General features: G+C 63.4%; 22 protein-coding genes. 9 read left to right on the top strand and 13 right to left on the bottom strand.

Annotation, left to right across the window (positions count from 1 at the left end; all coding sequences use genetic code 11):
- Positions 1-305 precede the first annotated feature (305 nt).
- From alkB to CQ13_RS38720, 4 genes are all read right to left on the bottom strand, one after another.
- Entirely contained in the window at positions 306-959 is a 654-nt protein-coding gene (gene alkB / locus CQ13_RS38735) for a DNA oxidative demethylase AlkB (protein WP_057848160.1), read from the bottom strand.
- Positions 960-971: 12 nt separating this feature from the next.
- Positions 972-1,715: a 2OG-Fe(II) oxygenase gene (locus CQ13_RS38730; protein WP_057848011.1), complete on the bottom strand. Its 744-nt coding sequence runs from the start codon at positions 1,713-1,715 to the stop codon at positions 972-974.
- A gap of 203 nt (positions 1,716-1,918) precedes the next feature.
- A complete protein-coding gene (locus CQ13_RS38725) occupies positions 1,919-2,605 on the bottom strand; it encodes a DUF2848 domain-containing protein (protein WP_057848159.1) in 687 nt (228 codons plus the stop codon).
- Positions 2,598-3,947 carry an amidase gene (locus CQ13_RS38720; protein ID WP_057848158.1) on the bottom strand — a complete coding sequence of 450 codons (1,350 nt, stop codon included), beginning with the start codon at positions 3,945-3,947 and terminating at the stop codon, positions 2,598-2,600. Before CQ13_RS38720 ends, CQ13_RS38725 begins: the two co-directional genes overlap by 8 nt.
- A gap of 249 nt (positions 3,948-4,196) precedes the next feature.
- Between CQ13_RS38720 and CQ13_RS38715 the strand changes: the two genes are divergently transcribed.
- The 4 genes from CQ13_RS38715 (at position 4,197) to CQ13_RS38700 (ending at position 8,156) form a co-directional block, all read left to right on the top strand.
- Entirely contained in the window at positions 4,197-4,610 is a 414-nt protein-coding gene (locus CQ13_RS38715; protein ID WP_057848010.1) for a Zn-ribbon domain-containing OB-fold protein, read from the top strand.
- Between the two features lie 5 nt (positions 4,611-4,615).
- A complete protein-coding gene (locus tag CQ13_RS38710; RefSeq protein WP_057848009.1) occupies positions 4,616-5,755 on the top strand; it encodes a thiolase C-terminal domain-containing protein in 1,140 nt (379 codons plus the stop codon).
- Between the two features lie 126 nt (positions 5,756-5,881).
- A complete protein-coding gene (locus CQ13_RS38705; protein ID WP_057848008.1) occupies positions 5,882-6,796 on the top strand; it encodes an SDR family oxidoreductase in 915 nt (304 codons plus the stop codon).
- Between the two features lie 424 nt (positions 6,797-7,220).
- Complete coding sequence (locus CQ13_RS38700) at positions 7,221-8,156, top strand: SMP-30/gluconolactonase/LRE family protein (RefSeq protein ID WP_082637907.1); 936 nt, start codon at positions 7,221-7,223, stop codon at positions 8,154-8,156.
- 136 nt (positions 8,157-8,292) lie between these two features.
- On the opposite strand, the gene ppc is transcribed toward CQ13_RS38700, so the two are convergent.
- The 3 genes from ppc to CQ13_RS38685 form a co-directional block, all read right to left on the bottom strand.
- Positions 8,293-11,079 (bottom strand): phosphoenolpyruvate carboxylase, encoded by a 2,787-nt coding sequence (ppc, locus tag CQ13_RS38695; RefSeq protein WP_057848006.1) that lies wholly within the window; start codon positions 11,077-11,079, stop codon positions 8,293-8,295.
- Positions 11,080-11,331: 252 nt separating this feature from the next.
- Entirely contained in the window at positions 11,332-12,876 is a 1,545-nt protein-coding gene (locus tag CQ13_RS38690; protein WP_057848005.1) for an acyl-CoA synthetase, read from the bottom strand.
- 175 nt (positions 12,877-13,051) lie between these two features.
- Positions 13,052-13,867 (bottom strand): crotonase/enoyl-CoA hydratase family protein, encoded by an 816-nt coding sequence (locus tag CQ13_RS38685; RefSeq protein WP_057848004.1) that lies wholly within the window; start codon positions 13,865-13,867, stop codon positions 13,052-13,054.
- Between the two features lie 91 nt (positions 13,868-13,958).
- Here CQ13_RS38685 and CQ13_RS38680 point away from each other — a divergent pair, with 91 nt between their 5' ends.
- The gene (locus CQ13_RS38680; protein WP_057848157.1) at positions 13,959-14,831 is read left to right on the top strand and encodes an SDR family oxidoreductase; all 873 of its coding nucleotides are present in this window, start codon (positions 13,959-13,961) and stop codon (positions 14,829-14,831) included.
- A 126-nt stretch (positions 14,832-14,957) separates the two neighbouring features.
- On the top strand, positions 14,958-16,538 hold the full coding sequence (locus CQ13_RS38675; RefSeq protein WP_057848003.1) for a fatty acid--CoA ligase: 1,581 nt from the start codon (positions 14,958-14,960) through the stop codon (positions 16,536-16,538).
- A gap of 107 nt (positions 16,539-16,645) precedes the next feature.
- Here CQ13_RS38675 and CQ13_RS38670 read toward each other — a convergent pair whose 3' ends face one another.
- A complete protein-coding gene (locus CQ13_RS38670) occupies positions 16,646-17,116 on the bottom strand; it encodes a GFA family protein (protein WP_057848002.1) in 471 nt (156 codons plus the stop codon).
- 23 nt (positions 17,117-17,139) lie between these two features.
- Positions 17,140-18,414: an acyl-CoA dehydrogenase family protein gene (locus CQ13_RS38665; RefSeq protein WP_057848001.1), complete on the bottom strand. Its 1,275-nt coding sequence runs from the start codon at positions 18,412-18,414 to the stop codon at positions 17,140-17,142.
- Positions 18,415-18,636: 222 nt separating this feature from the next.
- On the opposite strand from CQ13_RS38665, the gene CQ13_RS38660 reads away from it, so the two are divergent.
- Positions 18,637-19,416 carry an enoyl-CoA hydratase-related protein gene (locus CQ13_RS38660; RefSeq protein ID WP_057848000.1) on the top strand — a complete coding sequence of 260 codons (780 nt, stop codon included), beginning with the start codon at positions 18,637-18,639 and terminating at the stop codon, positions 19,414-19,416.
- A gap of 151 nt (positions 19,417-19,567) precedes the next feature.
- On the opposite strand, the gene CQ13_RS38655 is transcribed toward CQ13_RS38660, so the two are convergent.
- The 3 genes from CQ13_RS38655 to CQ13_RS38645 are packed head-to-tail and all read right to left on the bottom strand — an operon-like array spanning position 19,568 to position 21,777.
- A complete protein-coding gene (locus CQ13_RS38655) occupies positions 19,568-19,942 on the bottom strand; it encodes a DUF6285 domain-containing protein (protein ID WP_057847999.1) in 375 nt (124 codons plus the stop codon).
- A 57-nt stretch (positions 19,943-19,999) separates the two neighbouring features.
- Complete coding sequence (locus tag CQ13_RS38650) at positions 20,000-20,989, bottom strand: phosphotransferase family protein (protein WP_057847998.1); 990 nt, start codon at positions 20,987-20,989, stop codon at positions 20,000-20,002.
- A complete protein-coding gene (locus tag CQ13_RS38645) occupies positions 20,986-21,777 on the bottom strand; it encodes an enoyl-CoA hydratase/isomerase (RefSeq protein ID WP_057847997.1) in 792 nt (263 codons plus the stop codon). Before CQ13_RS38645 ends, CQ13_RS38650 begins: the two co-directional genes overlap by 4 nt.
- Positions 21,778-21,938: 161 nt before the next feature.
- On the opposite strand from CQ13_RS38645, the gene CQ13_RS38640 reads away from it, so the two are divergent.
- Positions 21,939-22,718, top strand: a complete 780-nt coding sequence (locus tag CQ13_RS38640; protein ID WP_057847996.1) for an SDR family NAD(P)-dependent oxidoreductase — start codon at positions 21,939-21,941, stop codon at positions 22,716-22,718.
- Between the two features lie 153 nt (positions 22,719-22,871).
- On the opposite strand, the gene htpX is transcribed toward CQ13_RS38640, so the two are convergent.
- Positions 22,872-23,807 carry a zinc metalloprotease HtpX gene (gene htpX / locus CQ13_RS38635; RefSeq protein WP_057847995.1) on the bottom strand — a complete coding sequence of 312 codons (936 nt, stop codon included), beginning with the start codon at positions 23,805-23,807 and terminating at the stop codon, positions 22,872-22,874.
- A gap of 318 nt (positions 23,808-24,125) precedes the next feature.
- Here htpX and CQ13_RS38630 point away from each other — a divergent pair, with 318 nt between their 5' ends.
- Positions 24,126-24,506, top strand: coding sequence for a VOC family protein (locus CQ13_RS38630; protein WP_057847994.1), 381 nt, complete (start codon positions 24,126-24,128; stop codon positions 24,504-24,506).
- Positions 24,507-24,602: the final 96 nt, after the last annotated feature.

The following is a 24,602-nucleotide window of genomic DNA, read 5'->3' as shown; positions in this document are numbered from 1 at the left end:
TTGGCGATCTCCTCGCCGATGCGGGCGCCGCTGGCCAATTTGTCTCGTGGCGAAAATGGAAAATGAGAGAACGGCCTCGCGGATCGGCGGGGCGCTGGATCAGCAAATCGGAAACCTGCCCCTTATTGTCGTTTTGGGTAGGTTTCGCTTCATGCCGGGATGGAAAAGTTTCCCCTTGTGGGAGAAGGTGGCTCGCTGACGCGAAGCGGCAGCGAGCCGGATGAAAGGCCTGTCTCCGCGGAGAGAGCCCCTCATCCGCCTTCGCTTCGCGAAGGCACCTTCTCCCACAAGGAGAGAAGGAAAGATTACCGCGCCTTGCGGAAAGTGAGATTGATGCGCTGGCGGCCCATCAGGGCATGCTCGCCGTCGGCGAGCGGGGCCACGCCGTGAAAGAACAGCCGCGACGGTCCGCCCCAGACCACGATGTCGCCATGCTCGAGCCGGTAGCGCTTCGGTTTGTCGGCGCGCTTCGGGCCGCCGAACAGGAAGATTGCGGATAGACCGAGCGACACCGACACGATCGGCGCGGCGAAATCCTGCTCGTCCTGGTCCTGATGGAGCGACATCCGTGCGCCGGGCACGTAGCGGTTGATCAGGCAGGCGTCGGGTGTGAAGCCGGCAAAGCCAGCCTCGGCGGCCGCCTGCTCGGCAATTGCGCGAAAGGTCGACGGCATCTCCGGCCAAGGCTGCCCGGAATCCGGATCAATGCCGTCGTAGCGATAGCCGCTGCGATCGGTCACCCAGCCCGCAGTGCCGCAATTGGTCATCGCGACCGACATCTGGTGACCGCCGGGCGTAAACATACGGCGGAATGGTGCTCGCGCGATGATCTCGCGCAACGCCGCGACCACTTCGTTTTCGAAGGGCTTCGCATATCCCCGCAGCAATACCGCGCCCTCCGCCATCGCTTCGCGCGATGGGTGCACATCCGGAACGGCCTCGAACAAATCCGCAGTCAATTCAGTCCGCACTCACTTGGCATCGTGAAAAATCACGCCGACGGTGTGGCGATGGCCGGAGCGGATCCGACTGACGCCATGGCGCAGATTAACGCGATAGGGCCCACGCGTCCCCTGCACCGGCCGATGATGCACAGCAAAGGCCACCGCATCGCCCTGCCCCAGCGGCACCACCTCGGGCCGCGACTGCATCCGCGGCCGCTGCTCGGTCAGCACGAACTCGCCGCCTTCGAAATCGCGCCCCGGTTCCGACAGCAGGATCGCGACCTGCAGCGGGAACACGTGATCGCCATAGAGGTCCTGATGCAGGCAATTGTAGTCGCCCACGCCATATTGCAGCAGCAGCGGTGTCGGCCGGGTCTGCCCGGCGTCGTGGCAGCGCTTCAGGAACGCTGCGTGCTTGTCGGGATAGCGGATGCCGATGCCCATCGTTTCGTTCCAGCGATTGGCCACGCCGCAAAGCCGTGCATAGAGCGCGGGCCGCAACTCCGTGATCAGATCAGGCAGTGGATAGTCAAAATACTTGTACTCGCCGCGACCAAACCCGTGACGCCCCATCACAATCCGGCTGCGGAAATTCTTGTCGTCCGGATAGAGCGCAGCCAGCGCTGCGCATTCGTCCGGCGACAACAATCCCTTCAGCACGGCGCAGCCCTGCGCGTCGAGATCGGCGGATACCTGCGTCCAGTCGATGACATCGACGCGGGCGGCGATGTCGGAGGCAGGATGCTGGATGTTTCTTGCGGTTGCTTTCATGGCGAGAACCTTCGCAGACGGCAGCGAGCCCTGCCACCCGATTTCCGAATGAGACGCCGCAACCTCGCTGTCGGCCCCGCGAACGCAGGACCCATAACCGCAGGTCGGCGCAGTCCGGCCCGGCTGTGGCACAAGCTAACCGCAACAACGAACGACGGTGGGTACGGGTCCCCCGCGTTCGCGGGACGACGTGTGGAGGAACCTTAGCCCAGCACCGGCAGCGCGGTCACATCATAGCCGTGGCTGATCTTCCGCTTCAGCACGGGATCCTCCAGTTCAAACTCGAAGCGATCAGCCGGGCGGATGCCGCCCTTGGCCGCAAACGTGCCGCCGAACATGACACAGCCGTCGGGCAGGCCTTTGCCGCCAAAGCCGCGCTCGATCAGGTCGTTCACCGGCAGCATGGCATCCAGCGTGCCCTCCTGGTAGAGCACCCGCGCGCCGCCGATGATGGCCCAGGAACGCAGGATCAACCTGTCCCAGTGACCGACGACCTCCTCCAGTTCCCACAGCACGGAGGCCACCGGCTTGTCGCACATCTGCTTTGAGACGGTGACGCTGTAGCTCTCCACCTTGCGGTCGGTGTGGTCGGAACCGCAGCCGACAAAGATGCGACCCTGCCAGCCGATCAGCACGAACTCGACCTCGCCGCTGGAATCGCCGCCCGTAACCTCGATACGGTCGTCCTGGGTAATCCGCCGCGCCGAGCAGCGATAGTAGATCGGCGTCGTCGCGGGGGGCGCGATGCCGAGCGCTTCCAGTTCGGCGATATGCTTGTCGCGCGCGACCGGATCGCGCCCGGTCCAGCCTGCAATCACAGCTTGGTCGATCGCGAGCGTCAGCGGCGTCAGCATACCCTTGTCGTCGACGTTGAAGGTCAGATCAAACACGGATGACATCCTCCATTCCGGCGGCGAGTTCGAAGACGCGGCGGTCCGATCCGCCGGCAGCTGCGAGCATCAGCCCGACCGGCACCTCGCCTTCGCGATGCGCGGGCAGCGAGATCGCGCAGCCGTCGAGCATGTTGATCAGGGTGCAATTGCGCAAGGCGCGCAGATTCTGCGTGGCGAAAGCCTGGTCGTCGGCGAGGTCGGCGATCCTCGGCGGCGTATTCGCGGTGGTCGGCAGCACCAGCGCGTCGTAGGGCGCGATGCGCTGTTCGGTTCGCGCAATAAACGAGCGACGCGCCTTGAGGATGTCGATATAGTCCGCCGCGCTGATGCCTTCGCCGCGCAGGATACGGACGCGGACGCGAGGGTCGTAGACGTCGCCTTTGCCGGTGAGCAGGTAGCGGTGCCAGGCGTAGCTTTCGGCAGCGGCAAAACCGCCCTTGCTGTTCATGACGCCGACGTCGTGAAATTCCGGCACCTCGATGCGCTCGATCAACGCGCCGTGGCGCGACAGCGTCTCCAGCGCGCGCTCGAAGGTTCTGGCGACCTCCTCGTCGAGGTCGTCGAGCGCGATCGTGGTCGGCACCGCGAGCCGCATGCCCTTGACAGTGCGCGGCTGCAATGGCTGCACGGCTTCATCCGCGAGCACAGCATCCAGCACCGCACAGCATCCGACCGTGCGCGCCAGCGGCCCAAAGCTGTCGAGCGAGGAGGACAGCGGCACGCCGCCGTCGAGCGGCACGCGCGCCTGCGTCGGCTTGTAGCCGACGATGCCGTTATAGGCCGCCGGAATCCGGCAGGAGCCGCCGGTATCGGTGCCGAGCGCGCCATACGCCATGTGGTCGGCGATCGAGACCGCCGCGCCCGAGGACGAGCCGCCGGGTACATGGCCAACGCTGCGGTTCCAGACGCTCTTCGGCGTGCCGTAATGCGGATTGATGCCGATGCCGGAATAGGCGAACTCGGTCATGTTGGTGCGGCCGATCACGACGAAGCCGGCCCGGCGCAGCCGCGCCACCACGGGCGCATCGGCGTCTGCGGGCGGGGAATCTTCCAGCGCGCGAGAGCCGGCGCGGGTCGACTGCCCCTTGATGTCGTAGAGATCCTTGATCGAGACGGGAATGCCGGCATAGGGCGATGGCGCGGCGCGCGCTTTACGCAGAAGATCCATCGCATCGGCTGCGGCGATCGCTGCGTCCTTGTCGACATGGATAAAGGTCCGTGGGCCCTCGCCGGCGGGATCGGCAATCCTGGCGAGGCATTCCTCGACCAGTTTGCGCGCGGTGGTGCGTCCGGAGTCGAGCTCGGCGGCAAGGCTGGCAAGCGTCGGATGGTCAGGCATGGCTCTCTTGTTCATTTCCTGTGGCGTCACTCGTGGTCCGAAGCGAGCCCGATGTCGAAAGGTGCATCGGCGATTTGCCGTGGCGCGGACTATTGCCCGAGACACGCTGGCATACAAGCGCTCTCGGGCGCGGGAATGCGGCCATGCATCTCCGTCGCCGCTCGGGCCGTTGACGGGCAATAGACAAATGTCGCATCAAGACCGCAACGAGCGGGTAACGCCCGACTTCCCCAAGGAGAAATCGCCGACATGGCTGAGCCTGCGCGCGCCAAACCAAAGCCAACCCCGGAGACCCAGCATTTCTGGGACGGCACGCAGGCCGGCGAGTTGCGCCTGCAGCGCTGCGGCGCCTGCGCCAATGTCTACTTCCCGCCGCGCCCGTTCTGCCCGTCCTGTGCCTCGCGCAAGGTTTCCGTCTTCAAGGCCAGCGGCAAGGGCAAGCTCTACAGCTATGTCATCAACCACCGCCCGGCCGCGCCCGGCTTCACTCCGCCTTACGCCATCGCGGTCGTCGAACTCGACGAAGGCCCGCGCATGATGAGCAACATCATCGATTGCCCGCAGACGCCGGAGGCGCTGGAGCTCGACATGAAGCTCGAAGTCGCGTTCGAAAAGCTCGACGACAAGATCACCCTTCCCATGTTCCGTCCGGCGAAGGCTTAAGCACCATGCGCAGGAATCAAGTTGCCGTCGTCGGTGCTGCCGAGACCACCGAACTCGGCGTCATCCCGAACATGTCGCAGATCCAGCTCCACGCGGATGCGGCGCTCAATGCTATCGCCGACGCCGGGCTAAAGCTGTCCGACATCGATGGTATCGCAACCGCCGTGGAAACTCCGCAGCAGATCGCCCATTACCTCGGCATTACCCCGACCTGGGTGGACGGCACTTCCGTCGGCGGCTGCTCGTTCATGCTGCACGTCCGCCATGCCGCCGCCGCGATCGAGGCCGGCCTGTGCAAGACCGTGCTGATCACCCACGCCGAAAGCGGAAAATCGATGATCGGCAAATTGCCGCGCTCGATCCCCGCCGACAGCCTGCAGGGCCAGTTCGAGGCGCCGTTCGGCGTCTACGGCCCGCCCAGCATGTTCCCTATTCCGGTGCTGCGCTACATGAAGACCTACGGCATCACCCATGAACAGATCGCCATGGTCGCCGTCGTGCAGCGCGAATGGGCCGCAAAAAACCCGCGCGCGACGATGAAGGACCCGATCACGATCGCAGACGTGTTGAACTCGCGGATGATCGCCTACCCGTTCCGCCTGCTGCAATGCTGCCTCGTTACCGACGGCGGCGGCGCGCTGATCCTGACCTCGGCCGACCGCGCCAAGGACTTTCCAAGAAAGCCGGTCTACATCCTCGGCACCGGCGAGAGCGTGGAAACGCCGATGGTCAGCCAGATGGAGACATTCAACTCCTCGCGCGCCTTCAAAGTCGCAGGCCCCACCGCCTTCAAGGAGGCCGGCATCACCCACAAGGACGTCGACCATTTGATGATCTACGATGCCTTCGCGCATCTGCCGCTCTACGGCCTCGGCGATCTCGGCTTCATGCCGCACGAAGAGACCGGCAGGTTCATCGCCGACGGCAATACTCGCCCCGGCGGCAAGCTGCCGCTCAACACCAATGGCGGCGGATTGAGCTACATGCATTCCGGCATGTACGGCATGTACGCGCTGCAGGAGAGTGTGCGGCAAATGCGCGGCATCGCGCCGGCGCAGGTCAAGGACGCGAAGATCTCGGTCTGCCACGGCGTCGGCGGCATGTTCGCGGCAAGTGGCACGATCATTTTTACGAACGAGAAGTAACACCCTGTCATTCCGGAGCGCGCGAAGCGCGAACTATGATGTGCGATTGCACATCAGAGAATTTCGAGATTCCGGGTCTGGTGCTTCGCACCATCCCGGAAGGACGGGGACAACCGGAGCAACACAATGACAAAATCACTGCAAGACAAAGTCATCATCGTCACCGGCGCCGGGCGCGGCATCGGACGCGAGATCGCGCTGCTTTGCGCCGCGGAAGGCGCAAAGGTCGTCGTCAACGATCCCGGCGTCGCTGCCGATGGCGCCGGATCGAACGCAGCTCCCGCCGAGGAAGTGGTCGAGGAGATCAAGAAGCGCGGCGGCACCGCGGTCGCCAATTTCGAGTCGGTGGCGGAAGCGATCCCCGCGAGCAAGATCGTCAAGACGGCGACCGATCATTTCGGCCGGCTCGACGGCGTCGTCAACAATGCCGGCATCTTGCGCGACATGATCTTCCACAAAATGAGCGTGGAAGCCTTCGAGGCCGTCATCAAGGTGCACCTGATGGGCTCGTTCTATGTCAGCCACGCCGCAGCGCGGCTTTACCGCGAACAGGAGAGCGGCTCCTTCGTGCACTTCACCTCGACCTCGGGCCTGATTGGCAATTTCGGCCAGGCCAACTATGCCGCCGCCAAGCTCGGCATCGTCGGCCTGTCGAAGTCGATCGCACTCGATATGGGCCGCTTCAACGTGCGCTCGAACTGCGTCTCGCCGTTCGCCTGGACCCGCATGATCGGCACCATCCCGACCGAGACCGAGGCCGAGAAGGCGCGCGTGGCGAAAATCCAGCAGATGGGTCCGGAGAAGATCGCGCCGCTGTGCGCCTATCTGCTCAGCGACGCTGCCAAGGACGTCACCGGACAGATCTTCGGCGTGCGCATGAACGAGATATTCCTGTTCAGCCAGAATCGGCCGCTGCGCTCGGTTCACCGCGGCGAAGGCTGGACACCGCAAACCATCGCCGAGCACGGCATGCCGGCGCTTGCGGGATCGTTCTACAAGCTCGATCGCTCCGCCGACATCTTTACGTGGGATCCGATCTGACGGAAATGTAGGGCGGGCAAAAGGCGCATTTTTGCGCCGTGCCCACCATCCTTCCGAAATCGTCAGCAACGAATGGTGGGCACGCTTCGCTTTGCCCACCCTTGTATTAGTTGTTTCACCACCGCCCGCCCGCTTTATGCCGGAATGCGGGCTGATGTTTTCCTTCCAACAAAAAAACACTGGGAGGAAAATCATGACAACTTCACTGACCTTTCCCGATCCACAGCACCAGGGCGGTGGCTTCAACCGCCGCAAGCTACTGACGGGCGCAGCCGCGCTTGCCGGCTCAGCCGTGACGATGAAAGCCGCCTCCGCGGCCACTGTGGCGCCATTCGGCCAAACCGGCGCACCGACCACGGCAACGCAGCCGCTGCCGCTCGGCCCGCTTCCCGGCGCCCGGTATCCGGACTCTCGCCTGGAGTCGATGAAGAAACCGAAGGTTTCGTTCGGGCCGACAGGCTTTCCAGCCTTCGCCGGCACCATGGCGGTCGAGCGCGTCGCGACCGGCTTCCGCTGGGCCGAAGGCCCGGTCTACTTTGCAGCCGGGCGTTACGTGCTGTTCTCCGACATTCCCAACAATCGCATCATGCGCTTCTCGGAAGACGACGGCCATCTCAGCGTCTATCGGCAGCCGTCGATGAACTCGAACGGTAACACCATCGATCGCGAGGGACGGCTGATCACCTGCGAGCATTCCGGCCGCCGCGTCACCCGGACCGAACTTGACGGCTCGATCACCATCATCGCCGACAAATACAACGGCAAGAAGCTGAACTCGCCGAACGACGCGGTCGTCGCGGCCGACGGTTCGATTTGGTTCTGCGATCCGGCCTACGGAATCGGCGGCTATTACGAGGGCATCAAGGCGGAGCCCGAGCAGGAAAAGAAAAACGTCTACCGAGTGGATCCGAAATCCGGCGACATCAAGATGGTGGTCGACGACTTCGTGCAGCCGAACGGCCTTTGCTTCTCACCTGACGAGAAGAAGCTCTATATCTGCGATACCGGCTTCACCGACGGACCGGATAACCCGTCGCATATCCGCGTGTTCGACGTAGATCTCGCGGCCGGAAAGCTTTCGAACAGCAAGGTCTTTGCGGACATGCCCAAGCCCAGCATTACCGACGGGCTGCGCTGCGACACCGCGGGGCGCCTTTGGTGCTCCGTGGGTTGGGGCGATCCGAATGAGGACGGCGTGCGCTGCTACACTCCTGACGGCGATCTCCTCGGCAAGATCCACATACCGGAAACTGTCGCCAACTTGTGCTTCGGCGGCCAGCAGCGGAATAGGCTCTACATCTGCGGCTCGTCATCGCTCTATGCGGTTTACACGAGTGCGCAGGGTGCGATGAAGCCGTGAGAGGATTGGAAGCGTAATCGCACCGACGTCCGTCATTGCGAGGAGCGAAGCCACGAAGCAATCCATCTGTCCGCGCATTCGGAGAGATGGATTGCTTCGCTTTGCTCGCAATGACGGGGCGAGGCCGTCGCCCACCTCACCCGCTATTCCTCAACCCCGCCGAAATCCCATTGATGGTAAGCTGAATCCCGCGCAGCACCTGCTCGTCCGGACTATGCGAGCGATGCTCCTTCAACAGTTCGACCTGCACGTGGTTGAGCGGATCGAGGTAGGGGAAGCGGTTGCGGATTGAGCGTTCCAGCAGCGGGTTGCCCTGCAAGAGGCGCTCGTGGCCCATGATGTCGAGCAACGTCTCGATCGAGGCATGCCACTCGCGCCGGATGCGCCCGAAGATGCTTTCGCGCAACGCCACATCAGGCACCAGCTCGGCATAGCGCGAGGCGATTGCAATCGAGCTCTTGGCCAGCACCATGTCCATGTTCGACAGCAGCGTGCGGAAGAACGGCCATTCGCGGTAGAGTTCCTGCAGGAACGGCATGCCCTGCTCCGGATGCTCCGCGATCCAGGTCTCGACCGCGGAGCCGAAGCCGTACCAGCCCGGCAGCATCAGCCGGCACTGCGCCCAACTGAACACCCAGGGGATGGCGCGCAGGTCCTCGATTTCGCGGGTCTTCTTGCGCGACGCCGGGCGGCTGCCGATGTTGAGCGTCGAGATTTCGGTGATGACGGTGGAGCCCCAGAAGTAATCGGCGAAGCCTTCGGTCTCGTACACCAGCCCGCGGTAGGCCTTGAATGCCAGCGCCGATAATTGCTCCATTGCGGTCAGATACTCTCTCCGCGGCGCGCTCTGCCGGGGATGCAACAGGCTCGCCTCCAGCGTCGCTGCAGCCAGGATTTCCAGATTGCTGCGGCCGACTTCCGGATTGGAATATTTGCTGGAGATGATTTCGCCCTGCTCGGTGATGCGAATCTGTCCGTTTACCGCACCTCCCGGCTGCGCGATGATGGCGTCATAGCTCGGCCCGCCGCCGCGGCCGACCGACCCGCCGCGGCCGTGAAACAGCCGGAGCCGCACGCCATGGCGTTCGAACACGTCGACCAGTTCGATCTCGGCCTTATACAGCTCCCAGCCCGAAGTGACGAAGCCGCCGTCCTTGTTGCTGTCGGAATAGCCGAGCATCACTTCCTGGATGCCGCCGCGGCTGTCGACCAGCCGGCGGTAATCGTGCAGCGCCAGCATCCGATCCATGATGCCGGATGAAGCCTGCAGATCCTCGATGGTTTCGAACAGCGGCACGATGTTGATGGCGCTGCGGCCGGACGGATTGACGAGGCCGACCTCCTTCAACAGCACCGCCACCTCCAGCATATCCGACATGCCCTTGCACATGGAGATGATACATTGGTGGATCACGTCGGGACCGAAGCGGGCATGGGCCTCGGCGGCGGCGCGGAACACTGCGAGCTCGCCAAGTGTTTCTTCGCTGTACTTGACGAATACCGAGGTCAGCGGCCTGGCGCTGCGCAGCTCGCGCAGCAGCAGATGGATGCGGGCCTCCTCACTCAGTGCCAGATAGGACATGCCGGGGATCGCGGCATCGAACAGTTCAGCGACCGTGCGCTCATGCACCGCGGAATTCTGCCTGATGTCGAGCCGTGCGAGATGGAAGCCGAAGCAATCCACGGCACGACGTAGCAAGCGCAACCGACCGCGCGCGATCACCCCCGAATTGTTCGCTATCAAAGAACGATCCAGAACGTCGAGATCGGCTTTGAACTCCTTCACGCTCGCATAAGGCGCGGCCTCGCCGACCGGACGACGCGTCGTCTCGACCTCGAGCTTTGCAGCGGTCGCGGTCAGCCTTGCATAGATGCCGGAGACCGCGAGCCGATAGGGTTCACCGCTCCTGTGCGGCGACGTATCCGGGGAGCGCTCGGCCAGCGCGCGCAACTCGTCGGAGACGTCGGCGAGGTGCGCGGCCAGCGACAATTCGGAGCCGAGGACATGCAACTCTTCCAGATAGAAGTTCATCACCCGGCTCGACTGCAGGCGCAGCGTGCCGCGCATGACGTCGGCAGTGACAAAGGGGTTACCGTCGCGGTCGCCGCCGATCCAGCTTCCCACGGTCAGGAACGACGCCAGCTCGCCGGGCGCGCCGTCGTCCTCCCGGTTCAGCCGGTCCTCCAGCGCACAATGCAGCCGCGGCACCTCGTGCAGGAAGGTGTAGTCGTAGAATGACAGGCCGTTGGCGACTTCATCGAGCACGGTCAGCTTGGTCCGGCGCAGCAGGTTGGTCTGCCACAGCGTCAGTACGGCGCGGCGCAACTGCTCGTCGCAAGCCTCGGCCTCCTCCGGCGTAAGCTGGACGCGTTCGCGCCGGTCGAGCAGCGCAGCGATCTCCATCTCGCGGTCGATCGTGCTCTTGCGGCGGACTTCCGTGGGATGCGCCGTCAGGACCGGGCTGACCTGGGCCCCCTTGAAGAAGCGGCGCAGCTCGGCCGCGTTGATCCCGGCGGCCTTTGCGTGAGCGAGCGTCTGGGTCAGCGCGCTCGGTCGCGGCCCGCCGGGACCGCGGCCACGCATCTGGCGGATGTTGTTCTGGTCCTCGGCGATGTTGGCGAGATGCGAAAAATAGCTGAAGGCGCGGACGATCCGCACGGTATCGCTGATCGACATGCTGTCGAGGATGGTCTCGAGTTCCCGCCGCGCCAGCTTGTCTTCGTCGCGATGGAACCGGATCGAGGTCTGCCTGATACGCTCGACCAGATCGAAGACGTCAGCGCCTTCCTGATCACGGACGGTATCACCGAGAATCCGCCCGAGCAGGCGAATGTCGGTCCGCAGCCGCGCATCCTCCTCCCACGCCAGCGCCTCGTCGCTGGACCGGACTTCGATGTCGGAAGGCATGGTCTGGGAAGACATTGGCTGGCCACCTCAAACTGCCCGGCTCGTCCGAGTGTGCAATTTTTCTGCCGCAGTGCAAGATAAAGATGGAGGCGGTGCACACCGTGGTATCCCGGACGCGGTGGAGCGCCCTGCGCGCTGCTCCGCAGACCCGGGACCCAACGCCAGGTATGCTCAGGCGTGGGCCCCCGGATCAGCAGCGCCACCGCCGGAATCGCACGAAGCGCGATCCCGAGGCGCTGCGCAGCATCCGCGGCACGGCAGCGCGAGCTAAATCCTCCGCCCTGCCCGCTCCCAGTAGGGATCGCGCAGGCGGCGCTTGAAGATCTTGCCGGAATCTTCCCGCGGCAGGTTGGACTGGATTTCGATGTGTTTTGGCACCTTGTAGTCGGCCAGCGCAACCTTGAGCTGGTTGCGGATGGAAGCCGGATCTAGCGTCACCGCCGGCTGCGGCTCCACCACAGCCATCAGCGCCTCGCCGAATTCGGCGTCGGGAATGCCGAACACCGCGCAATCATGCACGCCGGGAATCGCATGCAGCGCAGCCTCAATCTCGGCCGGATAGATATTGACGCCGCCTGAAATCACCATGTCGCGCTTGCGGTCGCAGATGAAGACATAGCCGTCCGCGTCGATGTAACCGACGTCACCCGAGGTGATGAACCCATCGCGATCGATCTCGGTGCGCTTCTCCGGCTTGTTGTGATAGGTGAAGTCAGGATTGCCCGCGATGCGCGAGTAGATTTCGCCGATCTCGCCCTGCGGCAGTTCCCTGCCGTCATCGCCGATGAAGCGCAATTCCGCACCCGGCGCGATCTTGCCGACGGTGCCGGGCTTCTTCAACGCGTCCTCGGACGTCGCAAACGTAACCGCGCCGGACTCGGTCGAGCCGTAGAATTCGTAGATGATCGGCCCCCACCATTCGATCATCGCGCGTTTGACTTCCGCCGGACAGGGCGCGGCAGCATGAATGACATGGCGCAAGGACGACATGTCATACTTCCTGCGCACTTCCTCCGGCAGCTTCATCAGCCGGATGAACATGGTCGGCACCATGAAGATGGTGTCGATCTTCTCGGTCGCGACCACGCGTAAAAATTCTTCGGCGTCGAAGCGTGGCATGATCACCAGGGCGCCGCCGAGACGGCCGGCGCGCAAGCCGAACGAATTCGGCGCGGAATGATACAGCGGCCCTGGAAGCAATGCGCGGGCCCCCGGCTTGAGGCCGTAGATCAGCGCGCGCATGCGCTCAGCGTTGGCACTTTGCTCCGGCGTCGGCGCAAAGCGGCGCACGCCCTTGGGATGGCCCGTCGTGCCGGAGGTGTAGATCATGTTCTGCGGCTGCGGCACCGCCGGCCCGTCATAGCGCTGGTGTTGGTTCAGCCAGGATTCGAAATCGATCGCGAAGTCGGGCGTCGTCAGATGATCCGGATTGATCTTGTAATGGCTGAGAATCTCCGGCGGGGTCGGCGCGCTGAGCGCCGTGACGCCTTGCGGGATTGCCTCGCGCAACTGATGCAGCATGTCGGCATGCGCGATCAGCACGGATGTGCCCGAATCCTTCAGCACATAATTGATCTCTTCCGGCTTGAAGTGCCAGTTGACCGGCACGCCATAGGCGCCGAGCCGCATTGCCGCATAAGCCGCTTCGATGAAGGCGATGTCGTTGCGCATCAACATGGCGACGCTGTCGCCCTGTTTGACGCCGAGCTTCTGCAGCCCGCTGGCGATGCGCTCAGTCCGCTCAGTGACCTCGCCGTGGTCGCGCCGGCGCTCGCCGCTGATGATGCCTTGGAAGAGTTGGGAGGCTGACATTGTCTTTTTCCGATCTGCTGTCGGGTTTGTAAGCTGCGCAGTCATTCCGGAGCGATGCGAAGCATCGAACTATGGTGCGCAATTGCGCACCTGAGAATCTCGAGATTCCCCGATGCGCGATTGCGCATCTGAGGTCTGGTGCTAACGCACCATCCCGGAATGACCGGGAGCCTAGTTACCCAACATCCACAAACAGCGGCGCGCGCTTTTCCATATTGGCGCGCACGGCTTCGGTCTGGTTGGGGCTGCCGAGCAGCTTCTGCTGCTCGACGGATTCGGCCAGCAGCGCCGGGGCCGGATCGACGGAGAGTTTGTTCAGCATACGCTTGGCGGCACGGATCGCGTCGGGGCTTTTGCCGGCGATTTCGCGTGCGACCTCGAAAGCCGCCGCGCGCGGATCATCGCAGATCCGCGTCGCGAGGCCATAACTCATGGCTTCCTGCGCGGAGAAGATGCGGCCGGTATAGGTGAGCTCGCGCAAAATATCGTCGCGAACGAGACTGGCGAGGATCGGCGTGCCGGCCATGTCGGGCACCAGGCCCCATTTGATTTCCATGATCGACATCCGCGCGTCCGGCGTGAGGAATCGCATGTCGGCCCCGAGCGCGAGCTGGAAGCCGCCGCCGAATGCCACGCCCTGGATCGCGGCAATCACCGGCACCGGAAGCTGGCGCCAGCCCCAGACCGCAGCTTGCGGAAAGTTCGCGATGCCATGGGTGCGTGCAGTGAGGTCACGCTTCTCGCCGCCGGCGATCCCGTTACCGCCACTTTCCTTCATGGCCTGAAAGCGTCCCATATCGAGACCGGCGCAAAACGCCCGCCCTTCCCCGGACAATACTACCACCCGAACGCCATTCTCGCGGGCCAGCCGCTCGGTCGCAGCCACCAGTGCCTCAAACATCGCGGCATCGAGCGCGTTCATCTTGTCAGCCCGCACCAACCGGACGTCGGCAATGCCGTCCGAAATCGAGATCGAGACGCGCTGCTCCATGAAAAATCTCCTCAGTTGCTGCTTTACAGAACGGTGTTGTCCGGTTTTAGTCAATCGACCAATTAACAGACAATCCCCTTGGGTGGAAACGATGTTCAATGATCAGCTTCTCGCCGGGCGACGCATTCTCGTGACCGGAGGCGGCACGGGCCTCGGCAAATCCATGGCCGCGCGGTTTCTCCAACTGGGAGCCGAGGTCCACATCTGCGGCCGCCGCAAGATCGTCTGCGACGAGACCGCAACCGAATTGATGGATCTGCATGGCGGGCGCGTGGTCAGCCACGGCGTCGACATCCGCAACGCGATGGCTGTCGACGAGATGATCGAACAGATCTGGACTTCGGGCCCCCTCACCGATCTCATCAACAATGCCGCCGGCAATTTTATCTCGCGCTCGGAAGAGCTCTCGCCGCGCGGCTTTGACGCGGTCGCCAATATCGTGATGCATGGCACATTCTACGTGACCCACGCGGTCGGTCGGCGCTGGATCGCCGCCAAACAACCAGGCAACGTGGTGTCGATCACGGTGACCTGGGTGCGCAACGGCTCGCCCTATGTGGTGCCGTCGGCGATGAGCAAGTCGGCGATCCACGCCATGACGATGTCGCTTGCGGTCGAATGGGGCAAGTACGGCATCCGCCTCAACACCATTGCGCCCGGCGAAATCCCGACCGAAGGCATGAGCAAGCGCATCAAGCCGGGCGACGAGGCCGGCGCGCGCACGCGGGCGCAGAACCCGATGGGCCGCGTCGGCACCATGGAGGAATTGCAGAACCTCGCGGTATTCCTGATCTCCGGCGGTTGCGACTGGATCAACGGCGAGACCATCGCCATGGACGGTGCGCAGGCGCTCGCGATGGGCGGCAATTTCTATCAGTTGCGCGACTGGAGCGACGACGACTGGAACAAGGCGCGCGACTCGATCAAGGCGCAGAACGAGAAGGACCGCGCTGCGCGGGGGTGATCTCTGCTGTCGTCCCTGCCTCCGTGCGCGATTGCGCACGGAGGCAGGGACGACGGTGACATATTGTCTTTGTCGCGCGATATCGCCAAACTCCGCGCAACGAAAGCAAAACACTATGGGAGAGACATGTCCGCGCTGGAGCAACTGACGAATCTTGCCGACATGGTGCGCGAACGCGCCGGAACGCGCGGCGATGCGATCGCCTATGAATTCGAGGGACGCCAGACCAGCTTCGCCGAGTTCGACATCAAGACCAACCGCGTGGCGAATGCGCTGATTGCGATGGGCGTCAAGCCGGGCGAGCGGATCGCCTACCTCGGCAAGAACAGTGACATCTATTTCGAACTGCTGATGGGCGCGATGAAGGCCAAAGTGGTGATGGCGCCGGTGAATTGGCGGCTCGCCGGCCCCGAGATCGCCTTCATCGTCGGCGATTGCAAGGCGCCGGTGCTGTTCGTGGGGCCTGAGTTCATCACGCAGGTTCGCAACATCAAGGCGCAACTGCCTGAGGTCCGCACCATCATCACGACCGAGGGCGGCGCACCGGAATGGCCGGATTTCGCGGCCTGGCGCGATGCGGCTGGCGGCGACGATCCGAAGGTGCCGATCAGCCCGAAGGATATCGCGATCCAGCTCTATACTTCGGGCACCACGGGCAAGCCCAAGGGCGCGATGCTGTCGCACGCCAACTTCCTCAATCTGGTGCACGCCGGCAGCGAGGCCGAGAAGCCCGAATGGAACAAATGGTCGAGCGACGACGTCTCGCTGGTGGCGATGCCGGTCTTCCATATCGGCGGCTCCGGCTGGGGCGTGATCGGGCTTTATCACGGCGCCAAGGGTGTGATCGCGCGCGAGTTCGATCCGACCAAGGTGCTGGACTTCTTCGAGCGGTCCGGCATTACCAAGCTGTTCATGGTGCCTGCGGCGATGCAGTTCGTGGTGCGGCAGCCGCGCGCGCGTCAGGTGGATTTTTCGCGGCTGAAATACATGCTCTATGGCGCCTCGCCGATTCCCGCGGCGCTGCTGAAGGAATGCATCGAGGTGTTCAAGTGCGGCTTCGTGCAGTTGTATGGGATGACAGAAACGACCGGCACCATCGTCGCCCTTCCGCCTGAGGATCATGTCGAGGGGCTGGAGCGCATGCGTTCCGCCGGCAAGGCGCTGCCCGGCATCGAGCTTGCGATCCTCGATCCCGACGGCAACCGGTTGCCGCCACGCCAGGTCGGCGAGATCGCGACCCGCTCGGGCTCCAACATGGTCGGCTATTGGAACCTGCCGGAGGCGACCGCCAGGACACTCGGCAGCAACGGCTGGCTGCGCACCGGCGATGCCGGCTACATGGACGAAGACAACTACCTCTATATCCACGACCGCATCAAGGACATGATCATCTCCGGCGGCGAGAACATCTATCCGGCCGAAGTCGAGAGTGCGATCTGCGATCATCCTGATGTCGCCGAAGCCGCAGTGATCGGAATCCCCGACGACAAATGGGGCGAAGCGGTGAAGGCGATCGTGGTGATGAAGCCGGGCAAGCAGGCGAATGCCACCGACATCATCAATTTTACGCGCGAGCGCATTGCCAATTTCAAGACGCCGAAATCCGTCGACTTCATCGAAGCGCTGCCGCGCAATCCGTCGGGGAAAATCTTGCGGCGGAATCTGCGTGAGCCGTATTGGGCGGGTAAGGACCGGCAGGTGAACTAGCCGGTCGCCATTGCGAGGACCGTAAGCGACGAAGCAATCCATCTATCCGCTATGCCGTGCCATGGATTGCTTCGCTTCGCTCGCAATGACGGTGGTAACAATAGTGCTCACTTCTTCGCCTTCTCCCGCATTATCCGCCGGCGTTCCTTGGCCTCTTCCGACCAGACCTCGTCGATGTCGTAGAACTCGGCGACCGCGCGTGCGCCCGGCGGCAGCGTCACCCAGGGCTGCTTGGTGGAGGTGAAGATGTGAACGTCCGGCGGGCACTGTGACGGATCATCCATGGTACCAACGCGGACAAAACGCACCGCGGGCCCGGAGCCCGGATAGTTGCTCCAGACGGCCACCTTGCAAATCGGGCAACGGGCGATGCGCTGGCCCTTACCGCTCGCCGACGGCGTCACGATGATCTCGGGTTCGGCCGCGAGATGCTCTACCCTATCGGCCTCGTACATCGCATTGAGCGCATGCACCGTACCGGTCTCGCGCTGGCACCAGGTGCAATGGCAGGCATGCACGATCATAGGCCTGCCGTTCAGGCGGTAGCGGACATGCCCGCATGTGCATCCACCTTCCATGATCTTCTCCTTGGCTTTGCTCCTCAGTGCTTCCCCGCCCCCATATAGCCGAACAGGAATCCCGCCACCTTGCGCTTCTGGATTTCCTCGCTGCCTTCGGTGATGCGGTAGCGGCGGTGGTGGCGGTAGATGTGTTCGAACGGCTTGTGGCGCGAATAGCCCATGCCGCCATGCACCTGCATGGCGCGGTCGGCGGCCTCGCAGCACAGGCGGTTTGCCCAGTAGTTGCACATCGACACGCGATCGGAGAGCGTGTGCTCGACCTGGGCCTGGGTGAGCTGGTCCATCTCCCAGGCGGTCTTGCGGATCAATAACCTGAGCATCTCGGCCTGCGTCGCCAGCTCCACCAGCGGCCATTGGATCGCCTGGTTTTCGGCCAACGCCTTGCCGAACGGCTTTCGCTCGCGCGCGTATTTCACGCTCTCGTTGATGCAATAGACCGCTGCGCCGAGCGAACTTGCCGCCTGCCGGATCCGGTTCTCATGCACAAAACATTGCGCCAGCGATAGTCCGCGGCCGATCTCGCCGAACAGGGCGTCTTCGGGCACGAATACATCGGTGAAGCTGACGCGCGGATGGTCGGTCGGCATGTTGAAGGTCCACATGTATTCCTCGACCTTCACGCCTTCGCTCTTCGCCGGCACCAGGAAGCAGGTGATGCCGCGCGCGTCGCCGTCATTGCCTGATGTCCGGGCGAACAGCGCACAATGGGTCGCGACATGCATGCCGGTGGTCCACATCTTCTGGCCGTTGATGATCCAGCCCTTGACGTTGTCACGCGTCGTCTGCACGGCCCTGGTTTCCATATGCGTCGCGTCGGAGCCGTGGTCCGGTTCGGTGAGGCCGAAGGTGATACGATATTTGCCGGTGATCGAGCCTTCGATCATCGCCTTCTGCTCGTCGGTGCCGTAGCGGTCGAGCATGGTCACGAGCGGCAGATTGCCGACGATCGAATGCTCGTTCTGCAGATCATTGTGCAGGCCAAGGCCCTTTGAGGCGAAATGCTCGCGGATGACGGCCATCCAGAGGTTGGAACCGTCCTTGCCGCCATAGCGTTTTGGGATCGCGAAGCGCAAATGGCCGGCGGCGTCGGCGAGGTTCTTGGCCTTGCGCAGCAGCGCTTCCCATTCATGCCGAGGCAGGCCGCCGTTTTCGAAATCGGTACGCGCCCATTCGCGACGGTGATCGAAGAAGCGGATGTTGTCGTCGGCTTCCTCCAGCGGCTTGATCTCGCGCGCAATGAAGCGATCGAGTTCGTCGAGATAGGCCGTGAGGTCGGCAGGCAGGTTGAAATCCAAGGCGGTCTCCCGGGAATATTGTTTGTTTTTGATTTGCGTTTAGGCGCTGCGTAGCGCTCCTGCTCGAACGGAATAGAGTGAGAAGACCGGGCCCAAGTCAAGCAACGGAGCAGGCCCTGGCACGCGCGGGGGCCTTGCGTAATTGGATGGTTTCGGACGGCCGGGCAGCGCTATGATCGCAACCAATATTCTTCGCCGCAGAAAATCCAAACGGGAGCAAACATGGACCTGAAATTCTCCAAGGTGACACGCAAGGGGCCGATCACGATCATCACGCTGTCGCGGCCGGAAGTGTACAATGCGCTGCATATCGACGCGCATTTCGAGCTCAACAAGGTGTTCGACGATTTTTCCGCGGACCCCACGCAATGGGTGGCGATCGTCACCGGCGCCGGCGACAAGGCGTTCTGCGCCGGCAACGATTTGAAATGGCAGGCGGCCGGCGGAAAACGCGGCTGGGACAAGGGCGGCTTCGCCGGTCTCACCTCGCGCTTTGACTGCGACAAGCCGATCATCGCCGCCGTCAACGGCGTCGCGATGGGCGGCGGCTTCGAGATCGCGCTGGCCTGCGACCTGATCATTGCCTCGGAGAATGCGACCTTCGCGCTGCCCGAGCCGCGCGTCGGCCTCGCCGCGCTTGCCGGCGGCGTGCACCGGCTGCCGCGGCAGATCGGCCTGAAGCGCGCCATGGGCATGATCCTCACCGCGCGCCACGTCTCGGCCAAGGAGGGACTCGAACTCGGCTTCGTCAACGAGGTGGTTCCCGCCGGTGAAGCACTCGCCGCGGCGGAGCGCTGGGCGGAGACGATCTGCAAGAACTCGCCGATGTCGATCCGTGCCTCCAAGCAGGCGATCCAGCGCGGCCTTGAGGTATCGCTGGAACAGGCGATCGCCGAGCAGCGCGAATATCCCGCCGTGAAGGCGATGGCGGCCTCGCAGGATTACATCGAGGGACCGAAGGCGTTTGCCGAGAAGCGACCGCCGAAATGGCTGGGGCGGTGACGATCGCGACGGTCTATCCTCGTCATTGCGAGCGAAGCGAAGCAATCCATTTATCCGCTTGCGGTGAGATGGATTGCTTCGTCGCTCCGCTCCCTTGCGCAAACGCTTCGCGTTTGTCGCAGGCAATGACTGCGGAGAGTTGGTCGGTGCCCTACTTATTCCCCAGCTCCCTCTTGTACGACGCGTAGTTCGGCTGGTCGACGGCGAGCTTGTCCATCGTCGTCTGCCAGAGATGTTCCGATAGCCCCGGCGTCTGCAGATCGACCTCGCCGTTCGCGATCTTCTCGCACAGAGCGCGATTCAACTCGATCAACGCGCCATCCATGCCGAGCAACTGCTTCAGCCGCGCGGCCTCCGCTGCATCGCTGCCCTGCTCCAACGCCAGTTGCCGCGTCACCAGGTCGAGCGCGTTGATGCCGACGCGGAGCTTGAAGGCGTTGTGGCCCTTGATCTCGGCAGCGATCTCGTTGCGGAGGAAATCCGCGACCGCCTTGATCAGTTCGGCGGGGGTCGGTTCGTCTTGCATCCTACCCTCTTTTTTGAGGCATGATCCTATCCGAAAATCGGTTTCCACTTTTCGGGATCATGCCTTTCCCCGCGGAGCAAGTAGCCGTAGCAGATCGATCTCCGTCTCCGAGGAACGCCGCCCGATCATGGCGCGTTCCATCGAATGGTCGGGGCCTTGCCGAAAACGCTGCATCATGCCGCAGCACATGATGCCCCAGCGCAGCGTGCCCATCACTTCCCAGAACATCACCCGATCAGGATTGACCGTGCGGCCGGCTTCCTCGTATCCGGCGAACAATTCCTCGCGCGTCCCAAAGCCACCGACCGGCTTGTCGATCTCGCCGAAGCGCCAGGAGTTGACGCAGATCCAGCCGAGATCTTCCATCGGGTCGCCGACATGCGCGAGCTCCCAGTCCAGCACCGCACGGACGCCGTCGGCGCCGATGATGAGGTTGCCGTGGCGAAAATCGCCATGCACCAGCGTCACCTGCTGCGACGGTCCGGGATCGCGCTCGCGCAGCCAGCGCAGCGCCAATTCGAACACCGGCCGCGGCCAGTCGAAGCTGCGGTATTCCCGCTCGAGGTCGGCGATCTCCTTGGTCGCGCTCATCTCGCGCAACTTCGGCAGTTTCGCTGGGGCTAAGCCGTGAATGCCGGCGATCACGCGGCCCAACTGCCGCGCCAGGATCGGCCGCGCCCTGGCGAATTGCTCATCGCGCAGGATCTTCCGCGCGATGGTCTCGCCCTCGATCCGCTGCATGATGAAGCCGCGACCGAGTTCGTCCGCAGGCTTCAGCACATGCATCACGCGCGGTGAAGGCAGGCCGGCGTCATGTGCCAATTGCATCAGTGTCGCCTCGGCATCGAGGCCGGCGGCCCGTCCCGGCGACGCACCATAGCCCGGCGGCGCGCGGCGTAGGATGGCGCCAACATTGCCGCTCGGATGCACGATATCGAACGTCCAGGTCTCCTGACTGGCGCCGCCGGAGAGCTTGGCGGCGCCGGTCACGCCGGTCGCTCCCGGATACCAGGACGCGACGCAGCGCCCAAGTTGCTCCTCGATCATTTGCCCCTGAACTTGGCAGGGCGCTTTTCGAGGAAGGCAGCAACGCCTTCCTTGAAATCATCAGCCGCGCCGGCGATGCGTTGCGATTCGAATTCGAGGTTGAGCTGCTCCTCGAAGGAATTTTCCGGGCTGTCCCAGTAGAGCTTTCGGATCAGCGACAGCGCGATCGTCGGGCCATTGGCGAGCTCATGCGCGAGCTTCATCGCCTCCACCATCAAGTCAGCATCGTCATGGACGCGGTTGACGAGGCCCCATTCCAGCGCCTTCTCTGCCGGCAACCGTTCGCCCATCAGCGACAATTCCACCGAGCGCGCCTTGCCGATCATGCGCGGCAACAGCCAGGTCGAGCCGCAGTCCGGCACCAGGCCGATGCGGCGGAACGCCTGCAGGAAATAGGACGAGCGGGCGCAGAGGATCATGTCGCCCATCAGCGCAAAGCTCATGCCGGCGCCCGCGGCAGGACCGTTGACGGCGGTGACGATCGGGCAATGCAGCCGGCGCAGCCGCCGCAGGAACGGGTGAAAGCCGATTTCCAGCGATTGACCGGCATTGCTCTTGCCGGGCTTCTGGTTGTTGCGGCCCTGCAGATTGGCGCCGGTGCAGAAGGCGCGTCCGGCGCCGGTCAGCACGAGGCAGCGCACCTCGTCTCGCTTCTCCTCGATCGCGTCGAGCGCTTCGCCAAGCCCGCCCAGCATATCCATCGAGACCGCATTCATGACCTCTTGATGGTCGAGCTTGAGAACGGCGACCGCGCCATCGAAATCGAGCGTGACGTGCTTGAACTGCATTGTTTCCTCTTAACTTGTGTTTACGCGCTATTTCGCTGCGCGGAAGACCGGACGATGTCTCGCCCATATTTGATTTTCTGGACGGCGTTGTCCATGCTTGCGCCAGAACATCTGCCCGCCGCAGAGCGCAACTCTGTTGCCAAACAAAATGGAAACATCCCATGAGCATCTTTGACCTCACCGGCCGCACGGCGGTCATCACCGGTGGCAATGGCGGCATCGGCCTCGGCATTGCGCAGGCGCTGAACGCCCAAGGCTGCAACGTCTCGATTTGGGGCCGCAATGGCGACAAGAACAAGAGCGCGGCGGCAACCATGTCGGCCGGGCCCGGCAGGGTGCATACGCAGATCTGCGACGTCACCGACCCCGCCTCCGTCAAGGCCGCGATGAAGGCGACGCTCGATACGTTCGGCCGCGTCGACGGCTGCTTTGCCAATGCCGGTATCGGCGGCGGCGGACGGCGCGCCTTTATCGACCGCACCGAGGAGGAATGGCGAAAAATGTTCGCGACCAATCTCGACGGCGTCTTCCACGTGTTTCAGGCCGCCGCCCGCCACATGACCGAACGTGCGGAAGCCGGCGACAAATTCGGCCGGCTGGTTGCGACCTCGAGCCTGGCGTCCTTGTTCGGCACCGCGCGCAACGAGCACTACGCCGGCACCAAGGCGGCGCTGAACGCGCTGTGCCGCGCGCTCGCGGTCGAGTTGGCGCGCTACGGCGTCACCGCGAACGCGATCCTGCCCGGCTGGATCAAGAGCGACATGACGTCGGGGCTGATGGCCAACGACAAATTCGTCGCCAATGTAATGCCGCGCATTCCACTGCGCCGCTTCGGCGAGCCGGGTGATTTTGGCGGCATCGCCGTGTACATCATGAGCCAGGCATCGTCGTATCATACCGCGGATTGCTTTGTGATCGATGGCGGGTATACGGCGTTTTGAGGTTGGGGCGGCTCTAGATGTCGCCGCACAGGATACAGGTGGGCAACGTTCGGTAGGGTAGGCAAAGCGAGGCGTGCCCACCCTTCACGGCGAATAGTGCGAAGAGATAGTGGGCACGGCGCGAAGCGCCTTGCCCACCCTATGCGGGTCAGTCTATCCCCAAGGTCCGCGTGAGGCCGAGGGCCGGCCCCACGGGCTGCGGCGCGGATAATTGCCGCGCGCGTTGGCGGAGAAGGTGCTGCCCTGCGCGCCAAGCTCCGCCGCGAGCTGCTGCAAGGCGGCGATGCGGTTCTCGGTCGAGGGGTGCGTCGTGAACAGATTGTCCATGCCCTGCCCCGACAACGGATTTATAATGAACATGTGCGCGGTCGCCGGATTGCGCTCAGCTTCGACATTCGGCACGACATGCGCGGCGTTGGCGATCTTGGCCAGAGCGGACGCAAGCCACATCGGCTGACCGCAAATGCGCGCGCCGAGATCGTCGGCGGCGTATTCGCGCGTCCGGCTAATCGCCATCTGCACCAGCATGGCGCCGAGCGGGGCCAGGATCATCATGGCAATCGATCCGATGATGCCGGGACCGTTGTCGCGGTTGCCGCCAAAGAACATGCCGAACTGCGCCAGCATCGAGACCGCACCGGCAATGGTCGCGGTGATGGTCATCAGCAGCGTATCGTGATTTTTGATGTGCGCGAGCTCGTGCGCGATCACGCCCGCGAGTTCTTCGCGGCTGACCGACTGCACCAGACCCGTGGTCACGGCGACCGCCGCGTTCTGCGGATTGCGGCCGGTGGCGAAGGCGTTGGGCTGCGGCTCGTCCATCAGGAACACGCGCGGCATCGGCAGGCCGGCGCGGCCGGCGAGTTCAGCCACGAGATTGAAGAGGTCGGGCGCCGTGCGCTGGTCGACCTCATGGGCGCCGTACATCGACAGCACCATGCGGTCCGAATTCCAGTAGGCGAAAAGATTGGTCGCAGCCGCGATCACTAGCGCGATCGTAGCACCGGTGGCGCCGCCGATCAGATAGCCGACGCCCATGAAGAGGCCGGTCAGACCGGCCAACAGAATGGCAGTCTTAAAATAGCTCATTGTCGTCTCCTTGCCGCCCGCGGCTGAACGCCGTGGCAGGCATCCCAGAGGTAGGAACTCACCCGAGACCGCTTCAAGATGCCGGGGTGCGTCGAGGCGCCGCGTTTGGCGACAGGAACCAACGCGCCAGCCGGATTAACGATCCGTAATCCGGCGGGATCGTGTGGCTTTTCGGCTACCGGGCGGATCTGCTTGTAGAACGCCCGCGCCGCCGTCTACATTGCCCGGCAACGAGCAGCGTGATGAGGCAACCCGGGAAAGTGAAGTGGCAAGCAATTTGCGTTTGTTCGTCCTGAAAACTGGGAGGAAATTGAAGAAATGTTTTCGCATGTGATGATCGGCACCAACGACCTCGACAAGGCCAAGGCGTTCTATGATTCATTGCTCGGTACGCTCGGTGTGCGGCCGGCGCGGGTCGACGGCCACCGCATTTTCTACATCACCAAGACCGGAATATTCTCGGTGACCAAGCCGATCAACGGCCAGCCGGCGACGCCCGCAAATGGCGGCACCATCGGTTTTGCGGCCGACTCGCCCGAACAGGCCGACGCATGGCACGCGGCCGGCATCGCCAATGGTGGAACGACTTGCGAAAATCCGCCTGGCATCCGCGAGGGCAGCACGGGCAAACTCTATCTCGCTTATTTGCGCGATCTCGACGGCAACAAGATCTGCGCGATGCACAGGATGCCGGCGTAAACGACGATTGTAGGGTGGGTTTAGCCGAAGGCGTAACCCACCCTACGAGGCTGTGAATCTTTTCATGGCGGAGGGTCGGCGGCCATGATTCTCTGC

The organism is Bradyrhizobium retamae (genome assembly GCF_001440415.1).
Taxonomy (GTDB): Bacteria; Pseudomonadota; Alphaproteobacteria; order Rhizobiales; family Xanthobacteraceae; genus Bradyrhizobium; species Bradyrhizobium retamae.
Note: the sequence above shows the minus strand (reverse complement) of the source record. Positions and strands in the feature narration are given on the sequence as shown.

Excerpts from the sequence above, each read along its gene's own strand:
- CQ13_RS38670 (WP_057848002.1), bottom strand. The coding sequence starts at position 17,116 with ATGGAAGGTGGATGCACATGCGGGCATGTCCGCTACCGCCTGAACGGC.
- CQ13_RS38660 (WP_057848000.1), top strand. The coding sequence starts at position 18,637 with ATGGACCTGAAATTCTCCAAGGTGACACGCAAGGGGCCGATCACGATC.
- CQ13_RS38730 (WP_057848011.1), bottom strand. The coding sequence starts at position 1,715 with ATGAAAGCAACCGCAAGAAACATCCAGCATCCTGCCTCCGACATCGCC.
- CQ13_RS38650 (WP_057847998.1), bottom strand. The coding sequence starts at position 20,989 with ATGATCGAGGAGCAACTTGGGCGCTGCGTCGCGTCCTGGTATCCGGGA.
- CQ13_RS38700 (WP_082637907.1), top strand. The coding sequence starts at position 7,221 with ATGAAGAAACCGAAGGTTTCGTTCGGGCCGACAGGCTTTCCAGCCTTC.
- CQ13_RS38685 (WP_057848004.1), bottom strand. The coding sequence starts at position 13,867 with ATGGAGCAGCGCGTCTCGATCTCGATTTCGGACGGCATTGCCGACGTC.
- CQ13_RS38645 (WP_057847997.1), bottom strand. The coding sequence starts at position 21,777 with ATGCAGTTCAAGCACGTCACGCTCGATTTCGATGGCGCGGTCGCCGTT.
- CQ13_RS38690 (WP_057848005.1), bottom strand. The coding sequence starts at position 12,876 with ATGTCAGCCTCCCAACTCTTCCAAGGCATCATCAGCGGCGAGCGCCGG.
- CQ13_RS38715 (WP_057848010.1), top strand. The coding sequence starts at position 4,197 with ATGGCTGAGCCTGCGCGCGCCAAACCAAAGCCAACCCCGGAGACCCAG.
- CQ13_RS38710 (WP_057848009.1), top strand. The coding sequence starts at position 4,616 with ATGCGCAGGAATCAAGTTGCCGTCGTCGGTGCTGCCGAGACCACCGAA.
- CQ13_RS38640 (WP_057847996.1), top strand. The coding sequence starts at position 21,939 with ATGAGCATCTTTGACCTCACCGGCCGCACGGCGGTCATCACCGGTGGC.
- ppc (WP_057848006.1), bottom strand. The coding sequence starts at position 11,079 with ATGTCTTCCCAGACCATGCCTTCCGACATCGAAGTCCGGTCCAGCGAC.
- CQ13_RS38655 (WP_057847999.1), bottom strand. The coding sequence starts at position 19,942 with ATGCAAGACGAACCGACCCCCGCCGAACTGATCAAGGCGGTCGCGGAT.
- CQ13_RS38705 (WP_057848008.1), top strand. The coding sequence starts at position 5,882 with ATGACAAAATCACTGCAAGACAAAGTCATCATCGTCACCGGCGCCGGG.
- CQ13_RS38720 (WP_057848158.1), bottom strand. The coding sequence starts at position 3,947 with ATGCCTGACCATCCGACGCTTGCCAGCCTTGCCGCCGAGCTCGACTCC.
- CQ13_RS38675 (WP_057848003.1), top strand. The coding sequence starts at position 14,958 with ATGTCCGCGCTGGAGCAACTGACGAATCTTGCCGACATGGTGCGCGAA.
- htpX (WP_057847995.1), bottom strand. The coding sequence starts at position 23,807 with ATGAGCTATTTTAAGACTGCCATTCTGTTGGCCGGTCTGACCGGCCTC.
- CQ13_RS38630 (WP_057847994.1), top strand. The coding sequence starts at position 24,126 with ATGTTTTCGCATGTGATGATCGGCACCAACGACCTCGACAAGGCCAAG.
- CQ13_RS38680 (WP_057848157.1), top strand. The coding sequence starts at position 13,959 with ATGTTCAATGATCAGCTTCTCGCCGGGCGACGCATTCTCGTGACCGGA.